19 protein-coding genes and 3 tRNA genes are annotated in these 22,182 nt (G+C 66.9%); 14 read left to right on the top strand and 8 right to left on the bottom strand.

The genetic code is table 11. The annotated features are described in order from the left end of the window. Positions 1–123 precede the first annotated feature (123 nt). On the bottom strand, positions 124–1,566 hold the full coding sequence (locus CXQ90_RS13660; protein ID WP_104139869.1) for an NCS2 family permease: 1,443 nt from the start codon (positions 1,564–1,566) through the stop codon (positions 124–126). A 109-nt stretch (positions 1,567–1,675) separates the two neighbouring features. On the opposite strand from CXQ90_RS13660, the gene CXQ90_RS13655 reads away from it, so the two are divergent. Continuing rightward, positions 1,676–2,335: a copper resistance CopC family protein gene (locus CXQ90_RS13655; protein ID WP_104139868.1), complete on the top strand. Its 660-nt coding sequence runs from the start codon at positions 1,676–1,678 to the stop codon at positions 2,333–2,335. Between the two features lie 57 nt (positions 2,336–2,392). Here the strand turns inward: CXQ90_RS13655 and CXQ90_RS13650 are convergent, their stop codons facing one another. Continuing rightward, positions 2,393–3,025, bottom strand: coding sequence for an FAD-binding protein (locus tag CXQ90_RS13650; RefSeq protein ID WP_181038565.1), 633 nt, complete (start codon positions 3,023–3,025; stop codon positions 2,393–2,395). Positions 3,026–3,438: 413 nt separating this feature from the next. Here CXQ90_RS13650 and CXQ90_RS13645 point away from each other — a divergent pair, with 413 nt between their 5' ends. Together CXQ90_RS13645 and CXQ90_RS13640 are read left to right on the top strand one after the other, a co-directional pair. Continuing rightward, a complete protein-coding gene (locus CXQ90_RS13645) occupies positions 3,439–4,476 on the top strand; it encodes a universal stress protein (RefSeq protein WP_104139866.1) in 1,038 nt (345 codons plus the stop codon). Positions 4,477–4,479: 3 nt separating this feature from the next. Continuing rightward, complete coding sequence (locus CXQ90_RS13640) at positions 4,480–7,233, top strand: PEP/pyruvate-binding domain-containing protein (protein WP_104139865.1); 2,754 nt, start codon at positions 4,480–4,482, stop codon at positions 7,231–7,233. Between the two features lie 10 nt (positions 7,234–7,243). Here the strand turns inward: CXQ90_RS13640 and CXQ90_RS13635 are convergent, their stop codons facing one another. Then, positions 7,244–7,903, bottom strand: coding sequence for a DedA family protein (locus tag CXQ90_RS13635; RefSeq protein ID WP_104139863.1), 660 nt, complete (start codon positions 7,901–7,903; stop codon positions 7,244–7,246). A gap of 153 nt (positions 7,904–8,056) precedes the next feature. On the opposite strand from CXQ90_RS13635, the gene CXQ90_RS13630 reads away from it, so the two are divergent. The 3 genes from CXQ90_RS13630 to CXQ90_RS13620 are packed head-to-tail and all read left to right on the top strand — an operon-like array spanning position 8,057 to position 11,170. After that, complete coding sequence (locus CXQ90_RS13630) at positions 8,057–9,220, top strand: hypothetical protein (RefSeq protein WP_104139862.1); 1,164 nt, start codon at positions 8,057–8,059, stop codon at positions 9,218–9,220. Beyond that, entirely contained in the window at positions 9,217–10,284 is a 1,068-nt protein-coding gene (locus CXQ90_RS13625; protein ID WP_104139860.1) for an ABC transporter ATP-binding protein, read from the top strand. The genes CXQ90_RS13630 and CXQ90_RS13625 overlap by 4 nt, the downstream gene beginning before the upstream one ends. Next, complete coding sequence (locus CXQ90_RS13620; protein ID WP_104139859.1) at positions 10,271–11,170, top strand: ABC transporter permease; 900 nt, start codon at positions 10,271–10,273, stop codon at positions 11,168–11,170. Before CXQ90_RS13625 ends, CXQ90_RS13620 begins: the two co-directional genes overlap by 14 nt. Positions 11,171–11,189: 19 nt before the next feature. Here CXQ90_RS13620 and CXQ90_RS13615 read toward each other — a convergent pair whose 3' ends face one another. The 4 genes from CXQ90_RS13615 to CXQ90_RS13600 all read right to left on the bottom strand — a co-directional run bounded on the left by CXQ90_RS13615 (position 11,190) and on the right by CXQ90_RS13600 (position 15,257). Continuing rightward, positions 11,190–12,707 carry a C40 family peptidase gene (locus CXQ90_RS13615; protein ID WP_104139857.1) on the bottom strand — a complete coding sequence of 506 codons (1,518 nt, stop codon included), beginning with the start codon at positions 12,705–12,707 and terminating at the stop codon, positions 11,190–11,192. A 218-nt stretch (positions 12,708–12,925) separates the two neighbouring features. Continuing rightward, complete coding sequence (locus CXQ90_RS13610) at positions 12,926–13,846, bottom strand: cation diffusion facilitator family transporter (protein WP_104139856.1); 921 nt, start codon at positions 13,844–13,846, stop codon at positions 12,926–12,928. 10 nt (positions 13,847–13,856) lie between these two features. After that, complete coding sequence (locus CXQ90_RS13605) at positions 13,857–14,285, bottom strand: metallopeptidase family protein (protein ID WP_104139854.1); 429 nt, start codon at positions 14,283–14,285, stop codon at positions 13,857–13,859. Positions 14,286–14,294: 9 nt separating this feature from the next. After that, positions 14,295–15,257 carry a DMT family transporter gene (locus tag CXQ90_RS13600; RefSeq protein ID WP_104139853.1) on the bottom strand — a complete coding sequence of 321 codons (963 nt, stop codon included), beginning with the start codon at positions 15,255–15,257 and terminating at the stop codon, positions 14,295–14,297. A gap of 239 nt (positions 15,258–15,496) precedes the next feature. On the opposite strand from CXQ90_RS13600, the gene CXQ90_RS13595 reads away from it, so the two are divergent. The 5 genes from CXQ90_RS13595 (at position 15,497) to CXQ90_RS13575 (ending at position 17,595) form a co-directional block, all read left to right on the top strand. Continuing rightward, a tRNA-Glu gene (locus tag CXQ90_RS13595) sits at positions 15,497–15,569 on the top strand. Positions 15,570–15,673: 104 nt separating this feature from the next. Continuing rightward, a tRNA-Asp gene (locus CXQ90_RS13590) sits at positions 15,674–15,747 on the top strand. Between the two features lie 48 nt (positions 15,748–15,795). Beyond that, a tRNA-Phe gene (locus CXQ90_RS13585) sits at positions 15,796–15,871 on the top strand. A gap of 117 nt (positions 15,872–15,988) precedes the next feature. Beyond that, complete coding sequence (locus tag CXQ90_RS13580) at positions 15,989–16,597, top strand: TetR/AcrR family transcriptional regulator (protein WP_104139851.1); 609 nt, start codon at positions 15,989–15,991, stop codon at positions 16,595–16,597. Then, positions 16,594–17,595: a DMT family transporter gene (locus CXQ90_RS13575; RefSeq protein ID WP_258064532.1), complete on the top strand. Its 1,002-nt coding sequence runs from the start codon at positions 16,594–16,596 to the stop codon at positions 17,593–17,595. The genes CXQ90_RS13580 and CXQ90_RS13575 overlap by 4 nt, the downstream gene beginning before the upstream one ends. Before the next feature lie 17 nt (positions 17,596–17,612). On the opposite strand, the gene CXQ90_RS13570 is transcribed toward CXQ90_RS13575, so the two are convergent. Continuing rightward, a complete protein-coding gene (locus CXQ90_RS13570) occupies positions 17,613–18,341 on the bottom strand; it encodes a TetR/AcrR family transcriptional regulator (RefSeq protein WP_104139850.1) in 729 nt (242 codons plus the stop codon). A gap of 107 nt (positions 18,342–18,448) precedes the next feature. Between CXQ90_RS13570 and CXQ90_RS13565 the strand changes: the two genes are divergently transcribed. From CXQ90_RS13565 to CXQ90_RS13555, 3 genes are all read left to right on the top strand, one after another. Next, a complete protein-coding gene (locus CXQ90_RS13565) occupies positions 18,449–19,129 on the top strand; it encodes a DUF2306 domain-containing protein (protein ID WP_104139848.1) in 681 nt (226 codons plus the stop codon). A 258-nt stretch (positions 19,130–19,387) separates the two neighbouring features. Further along, the gene (locus CXQ90_RS13560; protein ID WP_104139847.1) at positions 19,388–20,404 is read left to right on the top strand and encodes a LacI family DNA-binding transcriptional regulator; all 1,017 of its coding nucleotides are present in this window, start codon (positions 19,388–19,390) and stop codon (positions 20,402–20,404) included. Between the two features lie 78 nt (positions 20,405–20,482). Further along, positions 20,483–22,162 carry an ABC transporter substrate-binding protein gene (locus tag CXQ90_RS13555; RefSeq protein WP_104139845.1) on the top strand — a complete coding sequence of 560 codons (1,680 nt, stop codon included), beginning with the start codon at positions 20,483–20,485 and terminating at the stop codon, positions 22,160–22,162. Positions 22,163–22,182: the final 20 nt, after the last annotated feature.

The following is a 22,182-nucleotide window of genomic DNA, read 5'->3' as shown; positions in this document are numbered from 1 at the left end:
GAGAAAGCCAGCAGCGCCGCCGTCGCACTGTCTGGAATCCCGGAACCGGCGTTAACGGCGAATGGCGCCCGGCGGCAGTGTCGTCGAAACACTGCCGCCAAGCGCCATCCGGACGGGGGAAAGCTAGAGCATTCCAAGTGCCTGCTCGATGGGACCGATGCCGAAGAACAGGACGAAGGCAGCGGCCACTGCCCACATGAGCGGGTGGACCTCCCGTGCCCGGCCCTGGAACGTCCGGATGATGACGTAGGAGATGAAGCCTGCGCCCAGCCCGTTCGCGATCGAGTAGGTGAACGGCATCAGGGTGAAGGTGAGGAACGCCGGGAGGGCGATGCCCCAGTCCTTCCAGTCGATCTTGCCCACCTGGGCCACCATCATGAAGCCCACCGCCACCAGCGCGGGGGCGACGGCTTCGAACGGCACGAGGTTGATCAGCGGGGTGAAGAACATGGCCACCAGGAACAGCAGGCCGGTCACGATCGAGGCGAGGCCGGTCCGCGCGCCTTCGCCGATGCCCGCGCCGGACTCGACGTAGATCTGGTTGGAGGACACGGACGCGCCGCCGCCCACGATGGCGCCGAGGGCGTCGACCTGCAGCACCCGGTCGACGTTGGGGATGTTGCCTTCCTTGTCCACGGTTCCGGCCTCGTTGGCCAGGCCCACCATGGTGCCCATGGCGTCGAAGAAAATGCTGAGCAGGATCACGAACGCCAGCAGGGTTGCGGCCACGAAACCCAGGTGCTCGAAGGCGCCGATCGGGTTGGCCTTGCCGATCAGCGAGAGGTCCGGGGCGGCCCATTCGGTGAACTTCGGCGCCACGAGGGACCAGCCCTGCGGGTTGAAGTTCTTGCCGTCGAAGCTCGGGCCGATGTGGAGGGTGAATTCAAGAATCACGGCCAGGATGGTGGACGCGATGATGCCGATCAGGATGGCCCCCTTGACGTTGCGGACCAGCAAGCCGATGGTCAGGATGAGTCCAAAGACGAACACCAGCGTGGGCCAGCCCAGCAGCTTGCCGTCAAAACCCAGGCCCACCGGCACCGTGGTGCCTGCCGCGTCCGGGATGCGCCGCACGAAGCCGGCGTTGACCAGCCCGATCAAGGCAATGAAGAGGCCGATGCCCACGACGATCGCCGTCTTGAGCCCGTCCGGAACCGCCTTGAACACGGCGGTCCGGAAACCGGTGAGGACCAGGATCAGCATGGTGACCCCGGAGAGGACCACGAGCCCCATCATGTCCGGCCACGTCAGGCCGGGGTTGGTGGCTACCGTGACGGCCACGAACGCGTTGACTCCGAGGCCGGTGGCCATCGCGAACGGGTGCTTGGCCCACGCTCCCATGAGGATGGTCAGGACGCCCGCGGCGAACGCGGTGGTGGCGGCGACGGCGGGAAAGCCGAGGGTGGCTCCGGAGGAGTCCGGTACTGACAGGATCAGGGGATTCAGCACCACGATGTAGCTCATGGCGAAGAACGTGGCAAAACCGCCGCGGATCTCACGGGAAAAGTTGGACCCCCGCTCGGAAATCTTGAAATACCGGTCCAGTGCAGAGCCCTGCTTAAGCATTAGTCCTCCGGGGGTTTTGGGGTTGGTTGAATCCTATTAGGCGGCCGGAGGCCTTCCCGGCATTTTCGCCTAGTCTGTAAGGAAGCCAACACAAGGGAGAAGTCCGTCCATGCGTTCCACCCGCCAGCTGCTGAGCGCCGTCCTGGGCGCGCTCGCCTTCGCCGCCCTGCTCCTCACCGCCGGCCCGGCCGCCGCACACGACGCCGCCGAGTCCAGCAGCCCGTCCGACGGCGCCACGGTGGCCACGCCGCCGGAGCAGGTGTCCATCACCTTCAACAAGAATCCGCTGGGGCTCGGCTCGCAGGTCAAGGTCAGCGACTCCGCCGGGACTGACTGGGCGGACGGCAAGGTGGAGATCGTCGACAACGTGGCCTCGCAGAAACTGCGGGAGGGTGCCCCGGCGGGCAAGTACACGGTGGCCTGGCGCGTGGTCAGTTCGGATTCGCACCCCATTGAGGGGACGTTCACGTTTACGGCAACGGCGGGGGCCGCGGGCTCGACGGCGGCAGTCCCCGTTCCCACGGTCGGAACGCCGCAGCCCGGCATCACCCCGGCCCCGGAACAGGTGCCTGACGCTTCGGAGCCGTTCCCGTGGAGCGTGGTGGTGTTCGCAGCGGTGGCGCTCGGGCTGCTCGTGACCCTTGGCGTGCTGGCCCGCAGGCGGCTAGGCGCCGGCAATGACCCGGAGGGCCCGGACGCCGGTGCAGCGCCGGATGCTGAGGATCACGACGCCGGTGCCCGCCCGGGCGGGTCCGGCCAGGGGGTCTAGTCCCGGCTTCTTAGGCGGGGCCGTTTTGCTAGGTCTCTTGCTGCTAAGTCCCTTGCTCTAGAGGGGGGCCGGGAGCGCCGCGAAGCTTCCCGTCAACACTGACGGGACGCTGTCCGGGTACACCTTGGCCGAGATGGCCTGGCCCACCACCTTCGCCTGCCGCAGGACTTCCCTGGGCGTCGGCGTGATCAGCTCGCCCACCCCCACGAGGTAGATGCCGATGGCGCGCATGGCCGCCACAAGGTTTTGCCCCACGGAGATTCCGAGGTCTGTGAGCATACGGCGCAGCTGGCTGCGGGCGCACCGGGTCAACACGATGTGGTCGGCCAGCAACACGCCGTCAGGGGTGTGGACGGCCCAGCGGTGGAGCGAAGCGTCGGCCGCGCCCGCGCCCATCTTGTCCAGTTGAACGGCGGCGGTGCCGTTTCGGATGTCCAGATGGTGGCTCGAGGCATAGTTGCGCAGGTGGCGCAGGATTTCATTGCGCTCCTGAACGGAGGAGACCCCTGCCGCGTCGCGCCGCTGCGGGGGTGCTGTCTGGGAGGCTTGACCGGAGCCGGGCGCTTCAAGCCCGCTGACGGTGATCGAGTCCACGCCCCGCCGGCGGAGTTCCGCGGCGATGGCCAGACCGGGAAGGCCGGCGCCGATGACCACGGTAGTGGTCCGTTCAGCTCCGCTGAGACCAGGCATGCTTGACACTGCAGCTTCCTCCTCGAAAATTTCGAAGCACAGGGCGTCTGCGCCCTGCACGGTCCGCTGCCCCAGCAAGCAGACACTAAATATGGTTCCGATGTGTTCTGAAACACAAATCTCGGATCAACAGTGCCTCGAAGACTACAGAATTTTTCGGTCTCTGGGTAGCCCGCCGGAAACAATGAGACGGTGACCCGCGTCGGGGCGTCAGGCGGCGGTGTGAGCCGTGGGCGCGGCCGCCGGAAACGGCCTCCCGGCCTGCTTGCTAACAAGAGGCCGACCGAGAATAGTTGGACGTGAAAGCAGGCCTGACGCAACCGGGAAATGGAGGCCTGCCGGTGACGGCGAAAGTCCCTGCTTCTGGCAGAATAGCCGCATCATCAGGGCAGTATCGCGAGGAGGCGGACCGAATGGACGCACATGAGTTGCATCCGGACCCGGCACGGAATGGCGACGGAAGGTCCGCCAGGCCCGAAGGGATCGTAGTCGGCGTCGACGGTTCAGACCACGGGCAGTGTGCCTTGGTGTGGGCAGCCCGCGAAGCCGAGCGCCGCCGTCATCCCCTCCATATCGTCACGGCCTACTCGGTGCCCATCTTCGCGGCGTCTGGTCTCGACGGCGGGTATGCCACCGTGGACGATTCGGTGATCCGTGAGGGCGCCGAGGCCATCCTGCAGCACGCAGTGGACAAAGTGGCCGGCTACAACATCGACGTCAGCGCGTCGGTTGAAAACGGGGACGCGTCCGGCGTGCTGCTGGACATCTCGGAATCCGCGGAACTGTTGGTGGTCGGGACCCGCGGCCGGGGCGGTTTCGTCGGGCGGCTTCTCGGTTCCGTGAGCAGCGCCCTGCCTGCCCATGCCAAGTGCCCCACCGTTACGGTTCCCCTGATTTGCGCGAACCGGCTGGGTGAAACCACGCAGGACAAACATGTCCGGGCGGAGCAGGCCAAGGCGGGGTCCGGTCCCGTGGAGAACGTGGTGGTGGTGGGCGTGGACGGCTCCGAACAGGCGCGTGTCGCCGTGCTCGAGGCCGCTGCCCAGGCCGAGCGGCTGGCAGCACCGCTTCGGGTGATCTGCGCCGTGCCCCAGTACAGCGGATCCCTGGCATGGGTTCCGGCGCCAATGGACCGGGAGGCCCTGTTTGCGGATATCCAGGTCCAGCTGAAGGCAGGCGTCGCGTGGCTGCAGAGCCACTTCCCCCGGCTGACCATCGAGACCCGGCTCGTGGACGGTTCGCCCGTGGACGTGCTGGTCGAGGCCAGCCGCCACGTGGAGCTGATTGTTGTCGGCACGCGCGGGCGGGGCGGTTTCACCGGCATGCTCCTCGGCTCCACCTCAGACGGCGTCCTGCACCACGCCAAGAGTCCTGTGATGGTGGTGCCGGACAGGGAGGACCCGCGGCTCGCCGACCGTGCCAGCTTCGGGCCCATGCTCGGCGCCTCATAGGCCATGAGCGGGCGGGTGCTCGGCCTCGGCGACCTCAACGCACACATGGTGCCCCAGGTGGGCGGGAAGGCCGCGAACCTTGGCGAGCTTCTCTCAGCCGGATTGCCGGTGCCCGACGGTTTCTGCCTCACCACCGGCGCCTATGCCGAAGCCGTGGGGCCCTTGGGGCTTGGCGACGTGCACCGTGATCTGCAGGCCACTCCGGCGGGCCATCTGGACGCCCTCGCCGAACTGGCCGCGCGTGCCCGAAGCCTGATCACCGCGGCCGAACTGCCACCGGGCATCGCGAACGACGTGCTGTCCGCCTATCAGGCGCTGGACTCGGGGCAGGGGCCGGGCGTCCCGGTCGCGGTCAGGTCGTCGGCCACGGCCGAGGATCTCCCTTTCGCCAGTTTTGCCGGCCAGCAGGACACCTATCTGAACGTTGTAGGTGCGGATGCGCTCCTGGCGGCGGTCCGGAACTGCTGGGCTTCGCTGTGGACGGACCGCGCCGTCGCCTACCGCGCGAGCCGCAACATTGACCCGTCCTCGGTGACTCTCGCCGTCGTAGTCCAGCGCATGGTGGACGCCGCGGCAGCGGGCGTGATGTTCACTGCCAACCCGGTGACCGGCCGGCGCCGGGAATCTGTGATCGATGCCAGCCCGGGCCTGGGCGAAGCAGTGGTGTCCGGAGCCGTGAACCCTGACCACTTCGTGGTGGACACCGCGTCCGGGAGGATCCTGGAGCGCCGGATCGGAGACAAACGCCTGGTCATCCGCCCGCTTTCCGGGGGAGGCACGGAAAGCATCGACCAGCCGGACGCGGGGGACAGTCCCTGCCTGACCGACAGGCAGGTCCGCGAGCTCGCCGCGCTGGGAGCGAAGGCCGAGGACCACTACGGGTCGCCGCAGGATACTGAGTGGGCGATCGACACCGCCGGCAAGGCCTGGCTCACCCAGTCCCGGCCCATCACCACGCTCTACCCGCTGGCGGACAAGGTTCTGCGGGGCGAGGTGTCCGAGTACGACACCCGCATCTACCTGTGCTTCAGCCTCGCCCAGGGGCTGACCCGGCCCATCACCCCCATGGGCCTCGCCGCCTTCCGGCGCATCGCTGCGTCCATAGCAACGACGGCCGGGTTCGAGGTGCCCGATCCGCGCAGCGGCCCCCGTCCCTACGCCGAAGCAGGCCAGCGCATCTTCTTCGACGTGACCACCGTGGCGCGGAGCACGGTGGGCCGCCGGATTGTCCCCAAGGTATTCGACGTCATGGAGGCGCGCTCCGCAGTGGTGCTGCGCCAGGTGTTCGCCGATCCGCGGTTCTCGATAACGCGCCGCACGCCCTGGGGCCTGATCAAACACGTGGGTCCTGTGGCCGCGCGCGCCCGGGTTCCGGAATCCCTCTTCCGTGCCATGTTCCGGCCGGAGGCCGCGCTGCGCCGCGTGGACCGGTTCACCAAGGACTTCAACAAATCCCTCGAACTGCCCGGCGGCGCTTCGCCCCGGCAGCGGCTGGACCACGCCGAGCAGGTACTCGCCCGACTATTTCCCAATGTCCCCGCCATCATCCCGCTTCCGGCGCTTGGCTTTGCGATGCTGGCGCTCGCCGGAAAGCTGCTCAGGGGCGGTCAGCGACGGGGCCAGGGGCAAGGACAGGAACGGGCCGGGCGCGATGCGTGGGCCGAGCTCCAGCCCATTCTGCGCGGACTGCCCAACAACGTCACCACGGAGATGGACCTCGAGCTGTGGCGGCTTGGCACCGCCATCCGTGCAGACGACGAATCCTCCCGGCTGCTGACCGGGCAGCCGCCTGCGCTGCTGGCTCAGCGGTTCAGTGCCGGCGGACTGCCCGCCGTGGCGCAGTCCGGCCTGGCCGCTTTCCTGGAGCGGTTCGGGCACCGGGCCGTCGCGGAAATCGACGTCGGTATGCCGCGTTGGCGGGACGATCCCACCCATATCCTGGGTGTCCTGGCCAACTACCTGCGCCTGGATGACCCCGCCCTTGCCCCCGACCGGCAGTTCCGCCGGGCGGAAGCCGAAGCGGAGGCGCAGATGGCCCGGCTGGTGGCGGAGGCCCGCTCCCGTGGCCGTCTCCGCGGCATCATCGTCCGGGCAGCGCTCCGGCGGGCCCGGCTTTTCGCCGGGCTGCGCGAACTTCCAAAGTTCCAGATCGTCGTCGCCCTCGCGGAGGTCCGCCGGCAGCTGGCCGAGGTGGGCAGCGTCTTGGCGGCAGAGGGGCGGATCGCCCGCGCCGACGACGTCTTTTTCCTGGATTTTGCCGAAACAGGAGCAGCGCTCGACGGCGCGGATATGCAGGAGACCGTGGCTCGGCGGCAAGGCGCCTACTACCTGGAGCTGGAGCGGCGCCACATCCCGCGGATGCTGCTGTCCGACGGAACCGAGCCGGAAACCCTGGCTACTGCCCGCGGTGCAGCCGCCGAGGGCGCACTGGCGGGGAGCCCCGCGTCGGCGGGAACGGTGACGGCCCCGGCCCGGGTGATCCTGGACCCGGTGGGTGCGCACCTGGAACCGGGTGAGATCCTCGTGGCTCCGTCCACCGATCCGGGCTGGACCCCGCTGTTCCTCACCGCCGGCGGGCTGGTGATGGAAATGGGCGGCCCCAACTCACACGGGGCGGTGGTGGCCCGGGAGTACGGGATTCCCGCCGTCGTGGGCGTGGCCGATGCCACGTCCGTCCTGCGGACGGGCCAGGAAGTAACGGTCGACGGCGGGGCGGGCACCGTCGTGCCAGCCGGCACCAGGGTTGCCCGGGCCTGAAAAGCCTCACCTACTCCGGGTGGTCCGCAGTCTTCCTTCGCCGGAGGTACCGGACCACGAGCCACACGACGAAGAGCGCCAGCGCCGAATAGACCGCGTAGTTGAGGAAGCGGGAGTACTGCTCCACCATCGAGTACTGCCGGCCGAGCAGGACGCCCAGCCCGATCAAGGCCCCGTTCCAGATGCCGCTTCCGGCGATGGTGAAGATGCTGAACGTGCCCAGATGCATCCTCTCGGCCCCCGCCGGCAGGGAGATCAGGCTGCGGACGCCGGGAAGGAGCCGGCCGAAAAAGATCGCTGACTTGCCGTGCCTCCGGAACCAGCCTTCCGCGGTTTCGAAGTCCTCCCGCTCCATGAGCGGCAGCTTGGACAGCCACCGGATGGACCGTTCCAGACCCGCCTTGGCCCCGAGGAAGTACAGCGCCAGGGCGCCCACATAGGCCCCGAGCGTGCTGGTCACGAAGACGAGGGGCAGGCTCAGGGATCCCTGCCGGGTGAGGAACCCCGCAAGGGGAAGAATGACCTCGCTCGGGATCGGCGGGAACACCGTTTCCGCGAGGGTGAACAGCCCGACGCCCCATTCCCCGAGGGAATCGATGGACTGGGCGGCGAAGCCGACAATGCCGGTCAGCTCATCGGCTGGAGTGGACATGGCACCAATGCTGCTCATTTGCTCAGGCTCCTGAAAGCTGGATGACGGCGTCCTACCCAGTCTGGCCTAGTGCGCGGTCCCGCGAAAGCGGCAGCACGAATTGGGGGCTGTCACGCGCTGAGCCGAGGCGTACCCTGAGGATATGAGCTGCAACCACGGAGCGGAGTTGAGATGACCCCCACCTGGCTGCGGTGGATGCCCGCCGTGGCCGTCCCTGCTGTAATCGCTGCCGGAGTCCTGGCAGGGTCCGTCCCTGCGAGCGCCCGGGATCCGCTGCCCGACAAGACGCCCGCGCAGGTGCTGGCAATGATCGCGCAGCACTCCACCAAGTCCCTCTCCGGAACGGTGGAGCAGACGTCCGAGCTTGGCCTGCCCGACGTTCCCCAGGTAGGGCCGACCAGCGGCCCCGCCGCGAATTCGATTGCGGAACTGCTGACCGGACCGCATAACGCCCGGGTCTATGTCGACGGGCCCGCCAAGGTGCGAGTCCAGATCATGGACCGGATGGCAGAGCGGGACGCGGTGCGGCAGGGCAACGAGGTTTGGTTGTACAACTCCAAGGACAACTCCGCCACGCACATGACGCTTCCAAGCAATGCTTCCGGCAAGGAGGACCGCGGGTCCAAGACGCCGGGCAGTGTGGCAACGCCCGAGGAAGTGGCCGCCCGGATGCTTGAGAAGGTTGATGCATCCACGGACGTGGCCGTTCGCGATGACGTAGAGGTGGCCGGCCGGGCAGCGTACAACCTGGTCCTCACCCCGCGCTCGCAGGGAACCCTGGTGGAATCGGTGGCTGTCGCCGTCGACGGCGAGAACGGGTTGCCGCTGAGTGTGGAGGTGCGGGCACGCGGACAGCAGGAGCCAGCCTTCCGGACGGCATTCTCGAGCCTCAAGCTTGAGGCACCGGATGCTTCCGTCTTCAACTTCACGCCTCCGCCTGGCGCAACGGTGAAGGAACTGGCGCTGCCGTCGTCCGGTTACGCCAAACGGGACCTGGGCTACGGCAAGGGCGCCGCCGGCTCCGGGAAGGATGAACAGGGCAAGCTGGAACAGGGCCGGAAGGCGCCGGCTGCGGCCGGCAGGGCCCCGTCGGTGACCGGCACCGGCTGGGAGACGGTGGTTGGCTTCCCGGCCCGCGCAGGCTCCCCGGCGGCAGGGTCGCCGTCGATCGACACGCTGCTGAATGATCCGCTCCTCCGCCAGGCAACAGTTGCCGTACCCGGCGGCCGGGCGATCTCCACGTCGCTGCTGAACGTCCTGTTGACGGACGACGGCCGGATGTTCGTTGGCTCGGTGCCCCTGGAGCGGCTGCAGGCAGCCGCTGCCGCGAGGTGACTTCCGCTGGCCGGGGCGCCGGACTCGCCATTGAAACCACGGGGCTGAGCAAGCGCTTCGGCCACCAGCTTGCGGTGAACAGCATTGACCTGGCGGTGCCGCGAGGTTCCGTCTTTGGCTTCCTGGGTCCCAACGGCTCTGGCAAGACCACCACCATCCGGATGATGCTTGGCCTGGCCGCAGCGACGGCAGGGTCGGTGAGGTTGCTCGGTCAGGACATGCCGGGCAAGCTGGACGAGGTCCTGCCGCAGGTGGGCGCCCTCGTGGAGGGGCCGGCTTTCTATCCGTTCCTCTCCGGGGCCGCAAATCTGCACCGCTTTGATGCCGCGAACCGTCATGCCGTACCGGGCACGCGGCGGGCGCGGGTGGCGGAAGCGCTCGAACGCGTGGGGCTGTCACACGCCGCGCGCAAGAAAGTGCGCGCCTATTCGCTGGGCATGAAGCAGCGCCTTGGAATCGCCAATGCCCTGCTCTCCCGCCGGGAGCTGCTCATCCTGGACGAGCCCACCAACGGGCTGGATCCCCAGGGGACCAGGGAGGTGCGCAGCCTGGTCCGGTCACTCGCTGCCGACGGCGCCACCGTGTTCGTCTCCAGCCATCTGCTGGCTGAAGTGGAGCAGATTTGCACCCATGCGGCCATTATGAGCGCGGGGCGCCTGGTGGCGCAGGGGCCGCTGGCCGAGCTCCGCCAGGCGGGCACCGCACAGCTTCGCCTGATAACGCCCGACGCCGGCGCGGCCTCGGGCGTATTGGTCCGGTTCGGCATGACTCCGGTCGTCGGGCATCCGAACGGCGCCGACGCCGTCATCACGTCCGCCCTTCCAGTCAGTTCGGGGACGCTGTCACCAAGCGGTTCCCGGAACCCCGGCGGGGATACAGGGACCGGCGGGCCTGGTGGTCCTGGTGGACGGGATGCGGCCGTGGCGCTCGAAGCCGCGCCCGAAGCAATCGTGGCCGCGCTTGTGGCGGACGGCGTGCGGGTCCGGGGCTTCGCCGTCGAGCGTGGCAGCCTTGAGGACCGCTTCGTGGCGCTGACGGGGGAGGGTTTCGATGTCGCTCAGTGACGAGGTATCCGCGCGCGGGTCCGGCACCGCGGCCAGCTCCGGCCGGGAGGGTTCCGCACCACGGCAACGCCCGTCCAGCTGGTGGTTCCTCGGATCGGAGCTGAAGCAGCTGTTCCGGCGCCGGAGGACCCAGGCCCTGCTGCTGGCGCTCGCCGCCATCCCGGTGATGATCGCGGTCGTCGTCCGCGTATCCACGGCGGTCCCGCCGGGCCGGGGGCCCGCATTCCTGGACCGCATCACGCAGAACGGGTTGTTCGTCGGTGTGACCGCCCTGATCGTTGCGGTGCCGCTGTTCCTGCCGCTGACCATCGGCGTCGTGGCCGGCGACACCATCGCGGGCGAGGCCGGCCACGGAACCCTCCGCTACCTGCTCGCGGCTCCCGCCGGGCGCGTGCGGCTGCTCCTCGTGAAGTACGTGGGGGCAGTCGCGTTCTGTGTTGCGGCCCCGCTGGCCGTGGCGCTCGCCGGGGCCGGGATCGGGGCGGCCTTGTTCCCCGTCGGGCCTGTAACCCTTTTGTCCGGCGATGTGGTGGAGCCGGGCGAAGCCCTGAGCAGGATGTTGCTGATCGCCGCCTACCAGACGGTGTCGCTGCTGGGGCTCTCGGCGATCGGGCTTTTCCTGTCCACCCTGACGGACGTGCCGGTGGGAGCCATGGCTGCCACGATCGTCCTGTCCGTGGCGTCGCAGGTGCTGGACCAGCTTCCCCAGCTGGAGTGGCTGCACCCGTGGCTGTTCAGCCATTACTGGTTCGGGTTCGCGGACCTGCTGCGCCAGCCCATCGGATGGGAATCCTTCAGCAGCAACGCCCTGCTGCAGGCCGGCTACATCGCCGTGTTCGGTGCCCTGGCCTATGGCCGGTTCGTCAGCAAGGACGTGCTGTCCTAGCGTGCTGGGCCGAGTCAGGCTAGTAGCGCGCCGCCACCGGATGGAGCTGCATGCCGGCCATCATGCTCAAATCCGTCACGGTGATCCCTGCAGACGGATTCAGGGCCTGCACCACCCTGCCGCCGCCCAGGTAGATCGCCACATGGTAGAAACCGGGAGCAGATCCCCAGACCAGGAGGTCCCCTGGCTGCGCCTGGGACAGCGGCACGTGCACGGGCGCCTGGGCGAATTGCTCGGCGGCCGTGCGCGGCAGGTATTTTCCGGCTGCCGCGAAGGCGTTCTGAACCAGGCCCGAGCAGTCAAAGCCGTAGGCTCCGGTGCCGCCATACTGGTAGAAATAGGGCTTTCCCACCTTGCCCAGTGCCACGGACATGGCGGTCTGATTGCTGCCTCCCGGTGACGGTGCGGGGGCGGGCTGGACCGGTTTCGGAGCCGGAGCCGGAACCACGGGTGCCGGCTGGACCGGGGCGGGCCGTGCAGGCGAGGGCGCAGGTGCCGGGGCGGGCGCCGGCGCGGCTGGCCGAGGGGCTGCCGGCGCGGCGGGCCGGGGTGCTGCCGGTGCGGCGGGACGAGGAACTGCCGGTGCGGGGACTGCAGGTGCCGGGACCGCCGTACGGGCAGGAGTTGGTGCCTGCGCGGAGGCGGGGTCGCCGCCTGCAGCGGCCGCCTGCTCTGTTGCAGCACGATCCGCGGCGGCCGTGATGGCAGCGAGCCGTGCCTGCTGCCGCTGCCGGTCCAGCCCGTCAATCCTTGCCGACTCAAGGGCGGTTGTGGTGCGCCTCAGCGAAGCGAGCTGGCCCACCAGGACCGTCCGCTGCGCCTTGGCCTCGGACACAGCCGTCAGCTGGGCAGCGTTGGCCTGCTCGGCCGCAGCCTTGAGTGATTCGGCGCTCTTGGCGGCGTCGTCGGCCGCCCGCCGGGTATCGGCAGCGGCTGCGGTGAGTGATTCTGCCGCGGAAGCGGTGGTCTCGGCCGTTGTGAACGCACGGCTGCGGCCGGCCGAGAGGGCCTGCAGGGTTGCCGCCTGCTCCAGGACGTCGCCCTTGCCGGTGACGAAGCTGCTCAGCGCGGGATTCAGTCCGCCATTGCGGTACAGGTCCCCTGCCAGTTGGCCGATCTCCTTGCGGCTCTTTGCCTGCTCTTTGTCCGCGGCCTCGGCGCGGGCGGTCGCCACGGCGGCGGCGTCGGTCCGGATCCGGAGCTCCACGAGCGCGTCGCTGTAGGCGTTGTTTGCCTCGAGGGTCCGCGCGAAGGTCAGCTCCTGTGCGGAGGCGGCATCCGCCAGGATGCGTTCGATGTCGGTGACCTGTGCCGCCGTCGCGCTTTCACTGGACTTGGCGGCGGCAATGTCGCCGGGGGAGGGGATCTCGGGCGCTGCCGGAGCGATCAGCGCCGGAGCCATCAGCGCGGGAACCATCAGCGCCGGCGCGGCAGCCGGGGGCAGCACCGAGGCGTGCGCGGGCACCGCGAGGGTGCCGAAAAGTACGACGGCGGTGCACAGCACGGCGGCCTTGCGGCCTGTTCCGGTCAGACTCATTCGCAAACCTCGCTGCGTTCGGGGCCGGGACGAACGAGTGGGGAGGCGGCACGAAAGTGCCCCTCTGCAAATCACCCAGCAGCACCGAGGCTACGTGCCACATGCCACTTTGGCAACACGAGTCACATCAATAACATAAACCACACGCGTGTCATTCGGTTGGATTTTCCGTGGGCGTGTCTGGGCGACGCGGGAACAGGATCCTGGCGCCTGGCAGTTCAGGCGTGCTGGTGGGACTCGTGCTCCGAGTGGCTGGCCGGTTCCAGCTGGAAGGTGCAGTGTTCCGTGTCGAAGTGGGAGCCGAGGCACGTGGTGAGCTTGTCCAGGACCTGGTCCGCGCCGCGGGCGCTCAGGACGGCATCCTCCACCACCACATGGGCGGAAAACACGGGCACGCCGGACGTGATGGTCCAGATGTGGATGTCATGGACGGCCACGACGCCGGCCACGGACAGGATGTGCTCGCGGATCATTTGAACCTCCACACCCTTGGGCGTGGCTTCGAGCAGGACGTCCACCACGTCCCGGAGCAGGTGCCAGGCGCGGGGCAGGATCATCAGGGCGATGAGTGCCGAAGCAATGGTGTCTGCCGCGTGATAACCGGTGAACTTGATCACCAGGGCTGCGGCAATGACGGCGAACGATCCCAGGAGGTCGCCCAGCACCTCGAGGTATGCGCCGCGCACGTTCAGGCTTTCCTTCTGCGCCTGGCGCAGGATCAGCAGGGACGCCAGGTTGGCGGCCGCACCGAAGACGGCGGCGTAGAGCATGATGTCCGTCTGCACTTCCGGCGCGGAACCGATCCGGCGGATGGCTTCGGTGAAGATGACCACCGCGATCACCACGAGGATGAGCGCGTTGGCGAGGGCGGCCAGGACCTCGGCACGCTGATAGCCGTAGGTGCGCAAGTCGCTGGCCGGACGGGCCGCGATCCACGCGGCAAGGAGCGCAATGAATACGCCTGCGGCGTCGGAGAGCATGTGTCCGGCGTCGGCAAGCAGGGCCAGGGACCCCGATAACGCCGCGCCAATCACCTGGATGAGGACCACGGCCAAGGTGATGGACAGGACCGCAAGCAGCCGGCGGCGGTGCTTTCCGGTCGCGGTCACACCGTGTGCGTGGTTGTGGTCGTGTCCCATGCCTACAAGGCTAGTCCCAACCGAGTTCGTGAAGCCTCTGGTCGTCGATTCCGAAGTGGTGGGCGATCTCGTGGATCACCGTCACGGCCACTTCCTCCACCACGTCCTCCCGGGAGGAGCAGATGTCCAGGATGGGCTGGCGGTAAATGGTGATCCGGTCCGGCAGGGATCCGGCATCCCACCACGAATCCCGCTCGGTCAGCGGTACGCCCTCGTACAGTCCCAGCAGTACGGTGTCCGGGTCCTCTCCCGGCTGTGGCGTGTAGTCGTCGTCGATGAAGACCGCCACGTTATCCATGGCCCGCGCCACTTCTGCCGGCATCCTGTTCAGGGCGTCGCTGACGGCCGCCTCGAATTCGGCTTCCGACATGTCGAAGCCGGAGGGTTCGCCGTCGCCGTCCGGAACGATGGGAAGGCCGGGCGGCAGGTTTGCAGGCATACCCAAACTTTAGCGGGATCTCCGCCGCGTGAGCCCCACGCCGACCAGGCAGATCGCGCCGCCCACCAGCCCCCAGACGGTTGGGATTTCGCTCAGCACCAGCCACGAGATCAGGACGGTGGTGCCGGGAACCAGATAGGTGGTGGCGGCCAGCTTTCCGGCGTCGATCAGGGACAGGGCGTAGGCCCAGGTGGTGAATGCGATCGCGGTGGGGAAGATGCCGAGGTACACCAGGCCCAGTGTTGCCGGCAGCGGCGCTGCCTGCAGTTCCGTCACGAGCTGGCCGCCGAACGGCAGGCAGCACACCAGTCCCACCATGATGCCGAACCACGTGGCCTGCCCGGCGGGGAACTTCCGCAGCACGGGTTTCTGGACAATGACGCTGACGGCCGCGAGTGCGGCGGCGAGGAGGCAAAGCAGCACGCCGGTGATGTCTGCCGCAGACCGCTGCCCCGAACCGAGCGCGATCACGGCAACTCCGCCGAACGCCACGAGGCTTCCGATGATCAGCCAGCGCGGGAATCCTTCCTTGAGGATGAGGCCGGCCATCACCGCGATGAGGATGGGGTTCACGTTGATCAGCAACGCGCTGGTGCCGGCGTCGAGCAGGTGCTCGGCGGCGTTTAGGGCCACGTTGTACCCGCCGAACCACATGACGCCGTAGGCCAGGATTGGCCACCATTCGCGTCCCTTGGGCAACATGCGGAGTTTGGGCAGGACTACTGCCCCGAGCACGACGGCGGCAATCGCCAGCCGTCCGAGCGTCAGGGAGCCGGGGGAGAAGCTGGGGCCGACAGCGCGGATGCCGACGAAAGCGGACGCCCAAAGCACCACGGTGACAACGACGGCGGCTACGCCCAGTTTGTTGACGGGCTGCTTGGGCTGGCGGGTGGATGGGGCGGGCGCTGCGGCGGCGGATCCTTCGTGGGGATCGGCGGGGTGAAGGGAGCTGGTGTCGGCGGTTGTTACCATGGTGACAATCTAGTCCGGTTCACGGTCCCGGGGCTGGCGGAAATCGGTCACCTCTAGGCAAAAAGCTGCCATTCTGCCCTGCCCGGAGCGGGGCCGCCGAGGGGGCCGTCGCCCCGATTTTGGATTTTCCCGGCGGAGGCCCTATAGTTTTAGAGGTCCAGTTCGGAGCAACTCGGAGGGACAAAAACGAAAGGCTTCGGCCCTTTATTTTTGCCCTGAATGAGCCGGATTGAGTTCAGGCCCCCATCGTCTAGCGGCCTAGGACACCGCCCTTTCACGGCGGCGGCACGGGTTCGAATCCCGTTGGGGGTACGCAAGGAAGTGGTCAAACCGGGCCAAAAAGTCTGGTAGGCTAAAGGCCTTGAAAAATTGCAGTAGCGATACTGCGAACAGCAAGAAACAAGCATTACAAGCAAGGCCCTGTAGCGCAGTTGGTTAGCGCGCCGCCCTGTCACGGCGGAGGTCGCGGGTTCAAGTCCCGTCAGGGTCGCTCTGATTGCCAGAAGAAATTCCGGCTGTCATGGTGACACGTCACCTAGGCTCTGTAGCTCAGTTGGTAGAGCGTTCGACTGAAAATCGAAAGGTCACCGGATCGACGCCGGTCGGAGCCACCAGCTAAAACCCCGCAGTTCCTCGTGTTTACACGGGAACGGCGGGGTTTTTTCGTTGCCATGATCTGTAGTGGTAGGTAGACTGGTCTACCTACTGTTTCGATGCCAGCGAGGACCCTGATGACCGAAAAGCCGATGGCGCCGGCAAACGGCCCACCCAAGAGGCGTGCCCGCGACGCACTGCTTGAAGCGGCCTCGCGGCGCTTCTATGCCGACGGCTTGGCCCGAACGGGAATTGACACCATTACGGCCGAGGCAGGCGTGGCCAAGAAGAGCCTGTACAACAACTTTTCCTCGAAAGCCGACCTCGTGGCGGCGTACCTGGATGCCCGCCATGAGGAGTGGATGGGGCTGTACCGGGCGCGGCTGGCTGGGGCCGCCAGCGCCCAGGACCGGGTCCTCGCGGTCTTCGATGCCTACGCGGACCACGCCGATCTGGCCTATGAGCGCGGCTTCCGGGGCTGTGGGTTGCTCAACGCCGCGGCCGAGCTGCCCGCCGGGGATCCCGGAAGGACGGTGGTCCGGCGTCACAAGGAGGAGGTTGAGGCGTTGCTATCGCAGCATGTGGCCGAACTCCTTCCGCGCTCACCTGAGCGGGCCCGTTCACTCGCCCGGCACCTGGCGTTCCTGCTTGAAGGTTCGATGGCCCGCGCGGGCCTTGAAGGCAATGACAGCTGCATTCACGAAGCCCGCCGGATAGCGGCCGCCCTGATCGGCACCACCCTGTGAACGGGGCGGCCTTCCAGGGAAGCGCGTGGGGGGCGCTGTTCGTGCTGGCTGCCTCGGTGTTGTGGGGCACAACGGGAACCGCGGCCACCTTCGCCCCTGACGTCAGCCCGCTGGCGATCGGCGCTGTCGCAATGGGCGTGGGCGGCCTGCTCCAGGCAGTGTTCGCAGCCCGGTCGATTATCGCGTTCTCGGCATCCCTGCGCACGCAGTGGCCCACGGTGGCCTTGGGATCGTTGGCCGTGGCAACCTACCCGCTCGCCTTCTACTCTTCAATGCATCTGGCCGGCGTAGCGGTTGGCACGGTTGTCTCCATTGGTTCGGCTCCGCTCGCCTCCGCTGTCATTGAGCGGATCGTGGACAAGAGAAGGTTTACCGCTCGTTGGGTTGCCGGCGCAGTGCTCGGCCTCGCCGGTGCCGTGCTGCTCTGTCTGGCCGAGGCCGGGCAGACGGATCCGGCGTCGGCCGCGGATCCGGGATGGTCAGCGCCCGCCGGGATCGGACTGGGTCTCATTGCCGGACTCACATATGCGCTGTACTCCTGGGCAGCGCACCGCCTCATAAACACAGGGGTGCCCTCGAGGGCGGTCATGGGCGCCGTCTTCGGCCTGGGCGGGCTGCTCCTCATGCCCGTGCTGGCAATCACCGGTTCGCCCCTCGTCGCTTCCTGGCAGAACGCGCTGGTCGGCACGTACATGGCACTTGTCCCGATGTTTGCGGGCTACGTCCTGTTCGGCTGGGGCCTGGCCCGCGTCCGAGCCAGCATGGCCACCACCATATCCCTGGCCGAAACAGTGGTGGCCGCCGCCCTGGCTGTGGTGGTGGTGGGTGAGCGGCTGCCGGTGCTGGCATGGGTTGGCGCCGCGCTTGTGGTGGGCAGCCTCTTCGTTCTGACGCTGCCCGCCCCGGTAGGGCGCAAAGGGCGGGCTGAAGAAACCCGGGCCGAAGAAACCCCGGCCGAAGACGGCAGCCCGATCCCCGCAGCGCGGACCCGGCCCTAGGGCCAGGCGGGCCTCCGCTATTCCCTTGGCGCGCCGTCGGCCCGTTTTTCCGACGTCCAGCCTTGCTCGTGAAGCCGTTCGAAGCCGTCAAGCAGCAGGTCGAGGGCAAACTCGAACTCGAACTGGTCGTCACAGCCCTGCCCGACCACCGAACCGCCGTCGTGACTGGCGGCCGTAGCGACCTTCAGTATGTTCGGATACCGCTCCGCCATTTCGCGGAACATGGCGGCCTGGGCCTCCGGCGCCATATCGGAAAAATTTTCGTTTGCCGGATCGTCGAACAACTCCTGGGTGAACCCCCACATCCGGCTGCCTAGGGCATGCATCACGTGGTGCGTGAGATTGACGGAGAACCCTCCGGCCAGGAACATGCCCATAAACGAGTCCATGTACCCCAGAACGGCGGGTGTCGTGTTGGTGCGGGATTCGAGCACCCGTCGTGCCCAACGGTGCTGCAGAAGTGCCCGCCTCGCCGAGAGAACCCTCAGCCGGACCGTGCGCTTCCAGCCCGCATCCCGGACGGCGGGGTCGATCTCCGCGACAATCGCATCGACCATGCCGTTGAGAAGTTCCTCTTTGTTGGCGACGTGCTTGTACAGCGCCATCGGGACCACGCCGAGCTCCTGGGCGAGCCTGCGCATGCTGAGGGCTTCGATGCCAACCTCATCGGCCAGCTCGACAGCGGCGGCCAGCACCCGGTCGCGGCTCAAGGGTACGCGGCGTGCGGCTTCCACCTGCTGAGTCATCCGGACCAACCTCCCTTAGCGGTTCTTTCCTTGACAAGTGTACTGCGTACACCTACCGTCATTCCCATGAGGTGTACGCCGTACACTAGGCGAGTAGAGGGATCGACATGTCAACGGAAATCATCGGCGCCCCGGCGCCCGTGCGGCGTCGACGGGCCCAGTGGCCCGTGCCTGCCGCTTTGATCTTGCTCAGCTTCATCCCGGTGTTCTTCGGGGCGGTTCGACTTACCGAGCTGACGGGTGGCGCCGCAGTGACACCGCAAAATGCGCGCTTCTTCGACTCGCCGCTCCCGGTGCTGATCCACATTCCCGCTGCCATCGTGTACAGCATGCTCGGGGCGTTCCAGTTCGTTCCCTCACTCCGCCGGGGCGGCCGTGGCAGGTTCAATTGGCATCGCGTCGCCGGTCGCATACTGGTGCCCGCCGGCCTGCTCGTGGGACTCTCGGGCCTGTGGATGGCGGTCTTCTATGACCTGCCGGAAGGCGACGGCGACGTACTCCTCGTCCTTCGCCTCATCTTCGGTTCGGGCATGGTGGTGAGCATTGTTCTGGGGCTGCTCGCGATTGGGCGCCGGAATTTCGTCAGCCACAGTGCGTGGATGGCCCGCGGCTACGCGATCGGGGTCGCGGCGGGAACGCAGGCTCTGGTGTCCATACCTTGGCTTCTCCTGGTCGGCCCCACCAGCGAGCCGATCCGGGCGGTGCTCATGGGGTCGGCGTGGGTGATCAACCTCGCAATGGCCGAGTACTTCATCCGTCGGCGCGCGCAGGGACCCGCGCGCGGGTAAGAACCTGCGGCTCCGGATTAGTGGATTCGAATTGCCCATTGACAGGCCCTAAGTAACGCGCGTAACCTCATTCTCACTGCTCAGTAACGCGCGTTACTGACGCCGCCGGATCAGAGCGATGCGGGTCAATGGGGACAGTCGGAGCATTCAATGACGAACAGCACATCACCGGGTGCAGGCACGGGCGCTGGTACAGGTGCGCGTGGCCCTGAACGGACTACAGGTAAGGCCGCCGGCGTGACGCCGCGAGGAGTCACCATGGCCGATGTTGCCAAGCATGCGCGTGTTTCCCGAACAGCGGTTTCATTCGTCCTGAGCAACCGAGAGAACGCCAGCATCTCAGCCGAAACCAAACACCGGATTCTGGAGGCCGTGCAGGTCCTGGGCTACCGTCCTAACGCAGGTGCCCGGGCCCTGGCATCGCAGCGCAGTGACTGGTACGGCATCGTCACGGAGATCGTCACGGCACCATTCGCCGTCGACATCATCAAGGGCGCGCAGGACCAGGCCTGGCTGGACCGCCGGTTCCTGCTCATCGCCCCCTCCGATCAGGCCGATGCATCAGGACCAAACAAGGGCATGGAGGACGCAGCCGTTGAAAAGCTGCTGGAACAAAGGGTGGAAGGACTTCTCTACGCGGCCACTTACCACCGCGCCGTGCACGTTCCGAAAAGCGCCAACGAGGTGCCCACTGTCCTCATCAACTGCTTCGACGCGGACGGGAAGCTGCCCTCGATCGTCCCGGACGAGCGCGCCGGGGGACGCGTCGCGGTCGAACGTTTGCTCCAAGCCGGCCACTCCAGAATCGGTGTCGTCAACCTGGATCCGGACATCCCCGCCGCCGTCGGGCGTTTGCAGGGGTGCCGCGAAGCACTCGCCGAAGCAGGGCTGGAACTGGATCCTGAACTCGTCGTCTCGGGACACGCGACGGCGGATGGCGGCTACGAGGCCGCCTGCAGAATTCTCGATAAATACCCGGCTGGGGCAGGCCGGCCAACTGCCCTGTTCTGCCTCAACGACCGGATGGCTATGGGCGCCTACGATGCCATCAAGGAGCGCGGGCTCGCCATCCCCCAAGACATCGCCGTGATCGGCTTCGACAACCAGGAACTCATTGCGGCCTACCTCAGGCCCAAGCTGACCACGGTTGCGTTGCCCTTCGAGGAGATGGGTGCGCTGGGTGTCCAGACACTCGCAAGCCTTACAGCAGGACAGCCGATCACTGCACATCAGCAAATGGTCGACTGTCCGCTGCTAGAACGCTATTCAGTCTGACGGCAAATCAACTACTGAACAGCAACCCCAACCAACACTTCGCCTTCAGGGATGAAGAGAGGAAAGAGTAAATCCATCATGACACAAGCACGATTCCTGAGGTCTGCCCGCATCGCAGCGGCCAGCCTGGCCATGGGCGCCCTGGCGCTCACCGGCTGCTCCGCCAACGCTGGCAACACCGGCACCGCCAAGGCTGACGCCTCGGCCCAGAGCGCGCTCCTGACCATTCCCCGCGAAGACATGGGCACGTTCGTCCGGAACTTCAACCCGTTCGCACCCACGGTGAACCCCATGGTGCAGCAGTCGATCTACGAGTCCCTCCTGATCTTCAACCCTGCAAAGGGGGACACGACGCCGTGGCTCGCCACCGAGTGGCAAGCAGCAGACGACGGCAAATCCATCACCTTTACCCTCCGCGACGGCGTGAAGTGGTCTGACGGAAAGCCACTGGTGGCCGACGACGTCGCTTACACCTTCGAACTGCAGAAGAAGATCAAGGGCGGCTTTGAATACCTCGAAACGGTAACCGCCGAGGGGACCAACAAGGTCGTCTTCAGCTTCAACAAGCCCTGGTCGCCGGCCCTTTACGACCTCGGCCAGCTCACCATCCTGCCCAAGCACATCTGGTCCGCGCTTGCTGACCCGGGCAAGGAAGCTAACGCCAAGCCGGTGGGCACCGGACCTTACACCGAGGTGGACTCGTTCCAGGCGCAGTCCTTCGTACTGAAGAAGAACCCCAACTACTGGCAGCCGGAAAAGCAGAAGATCGCCGGCATCAAGATGCTCGCGTTTGCAGGGAACGACGGCGCCAACGTCGCCGCCGCGAACGGCGACGTCGACTGGGCACCGCAGTACATCCCGAACATTGAAAAGACCTTCATTTCCAAAGACAAGGAGCACCGCCAGTACTGGTTCCCGGCCACGGGCGCGATGATCAACTGGCAACTCAACACCACCAAGGCACCCTTCAACGACGTTGAAGTCCGCAAGGCTCTCAGCATGGCGGTGGACCGCGACCAGGTGACCAAGATCGGCATGAGCGGCTACGCCACGCCAGCCGACTGCACGGGCCTTTCCGGTAACTATGAAAAGTGGAAGAACGCCAGCCTTAAGGACAACTGCACCTGGACCAAGCTGGACGTGAACGCTGCCAACGGGATCCTGGACAAGGCTGGCTACGCCAAGGGCGCAGACGGCAAGCGCACGTTGAAAGACGGCACGCCCTTCGAGTTCAAGATCTCCGTAGGAGCTTCCTCGTCTGACTGGTTGTCGGTTGCCAACGTGATTTCCCAGAACCTCGCCGAGATCGGCGTGACGGCCAAGGTTGATTCCCCGGACTGGGCCGCGGTGGTAGCCGGGTACGAGACAGGCGACTTCGACTCCGGCATCGTCTGGAGCGCCAACGATCCCAGCCCGTACAAGTACTTCAACACCTCCATGGGCACCGCAACGGTCAAGCCAGTGGGGACCAAGACCTTCGATAACTACCACCGCTTCGGGGACGCCAAGGCAGACGCGCTCCTCGCCGAGTTCGCTGCGGGGGCGGACGAGTCCAAGCAGCGGGACATCGCCAACAAGCTTCAGGAAAGGTACAACGACGTCGCACCGCTGGTCCCGCTGTTCTCCGGCCCGGTATGGGGCGCCTTCAACGACACCCGTTTCACCGGCTGGCCCACGGAGGAGAACCCGTACGCCACGCTGTCCGACCGGGCACCCACCACAGTGCTGGTCCTGACCTCGCTGGAACCGCGCAAGTAGGCACTTCCCTCAGTACGCCC

The organism is Arthrobacter sp. ZGTC131 (genome assembly GCF_002929275.1).
In the GTDB taxonomy this organism is placed as follows: domain Bacteria; phylum Actinomycetota; class Actinomycetes; order Actinomycetales; family Micrococcaceae; genus Arthrobacter.
This window is presented reverse-complemented; position numbering and strand designations above follow the sequence as displayed.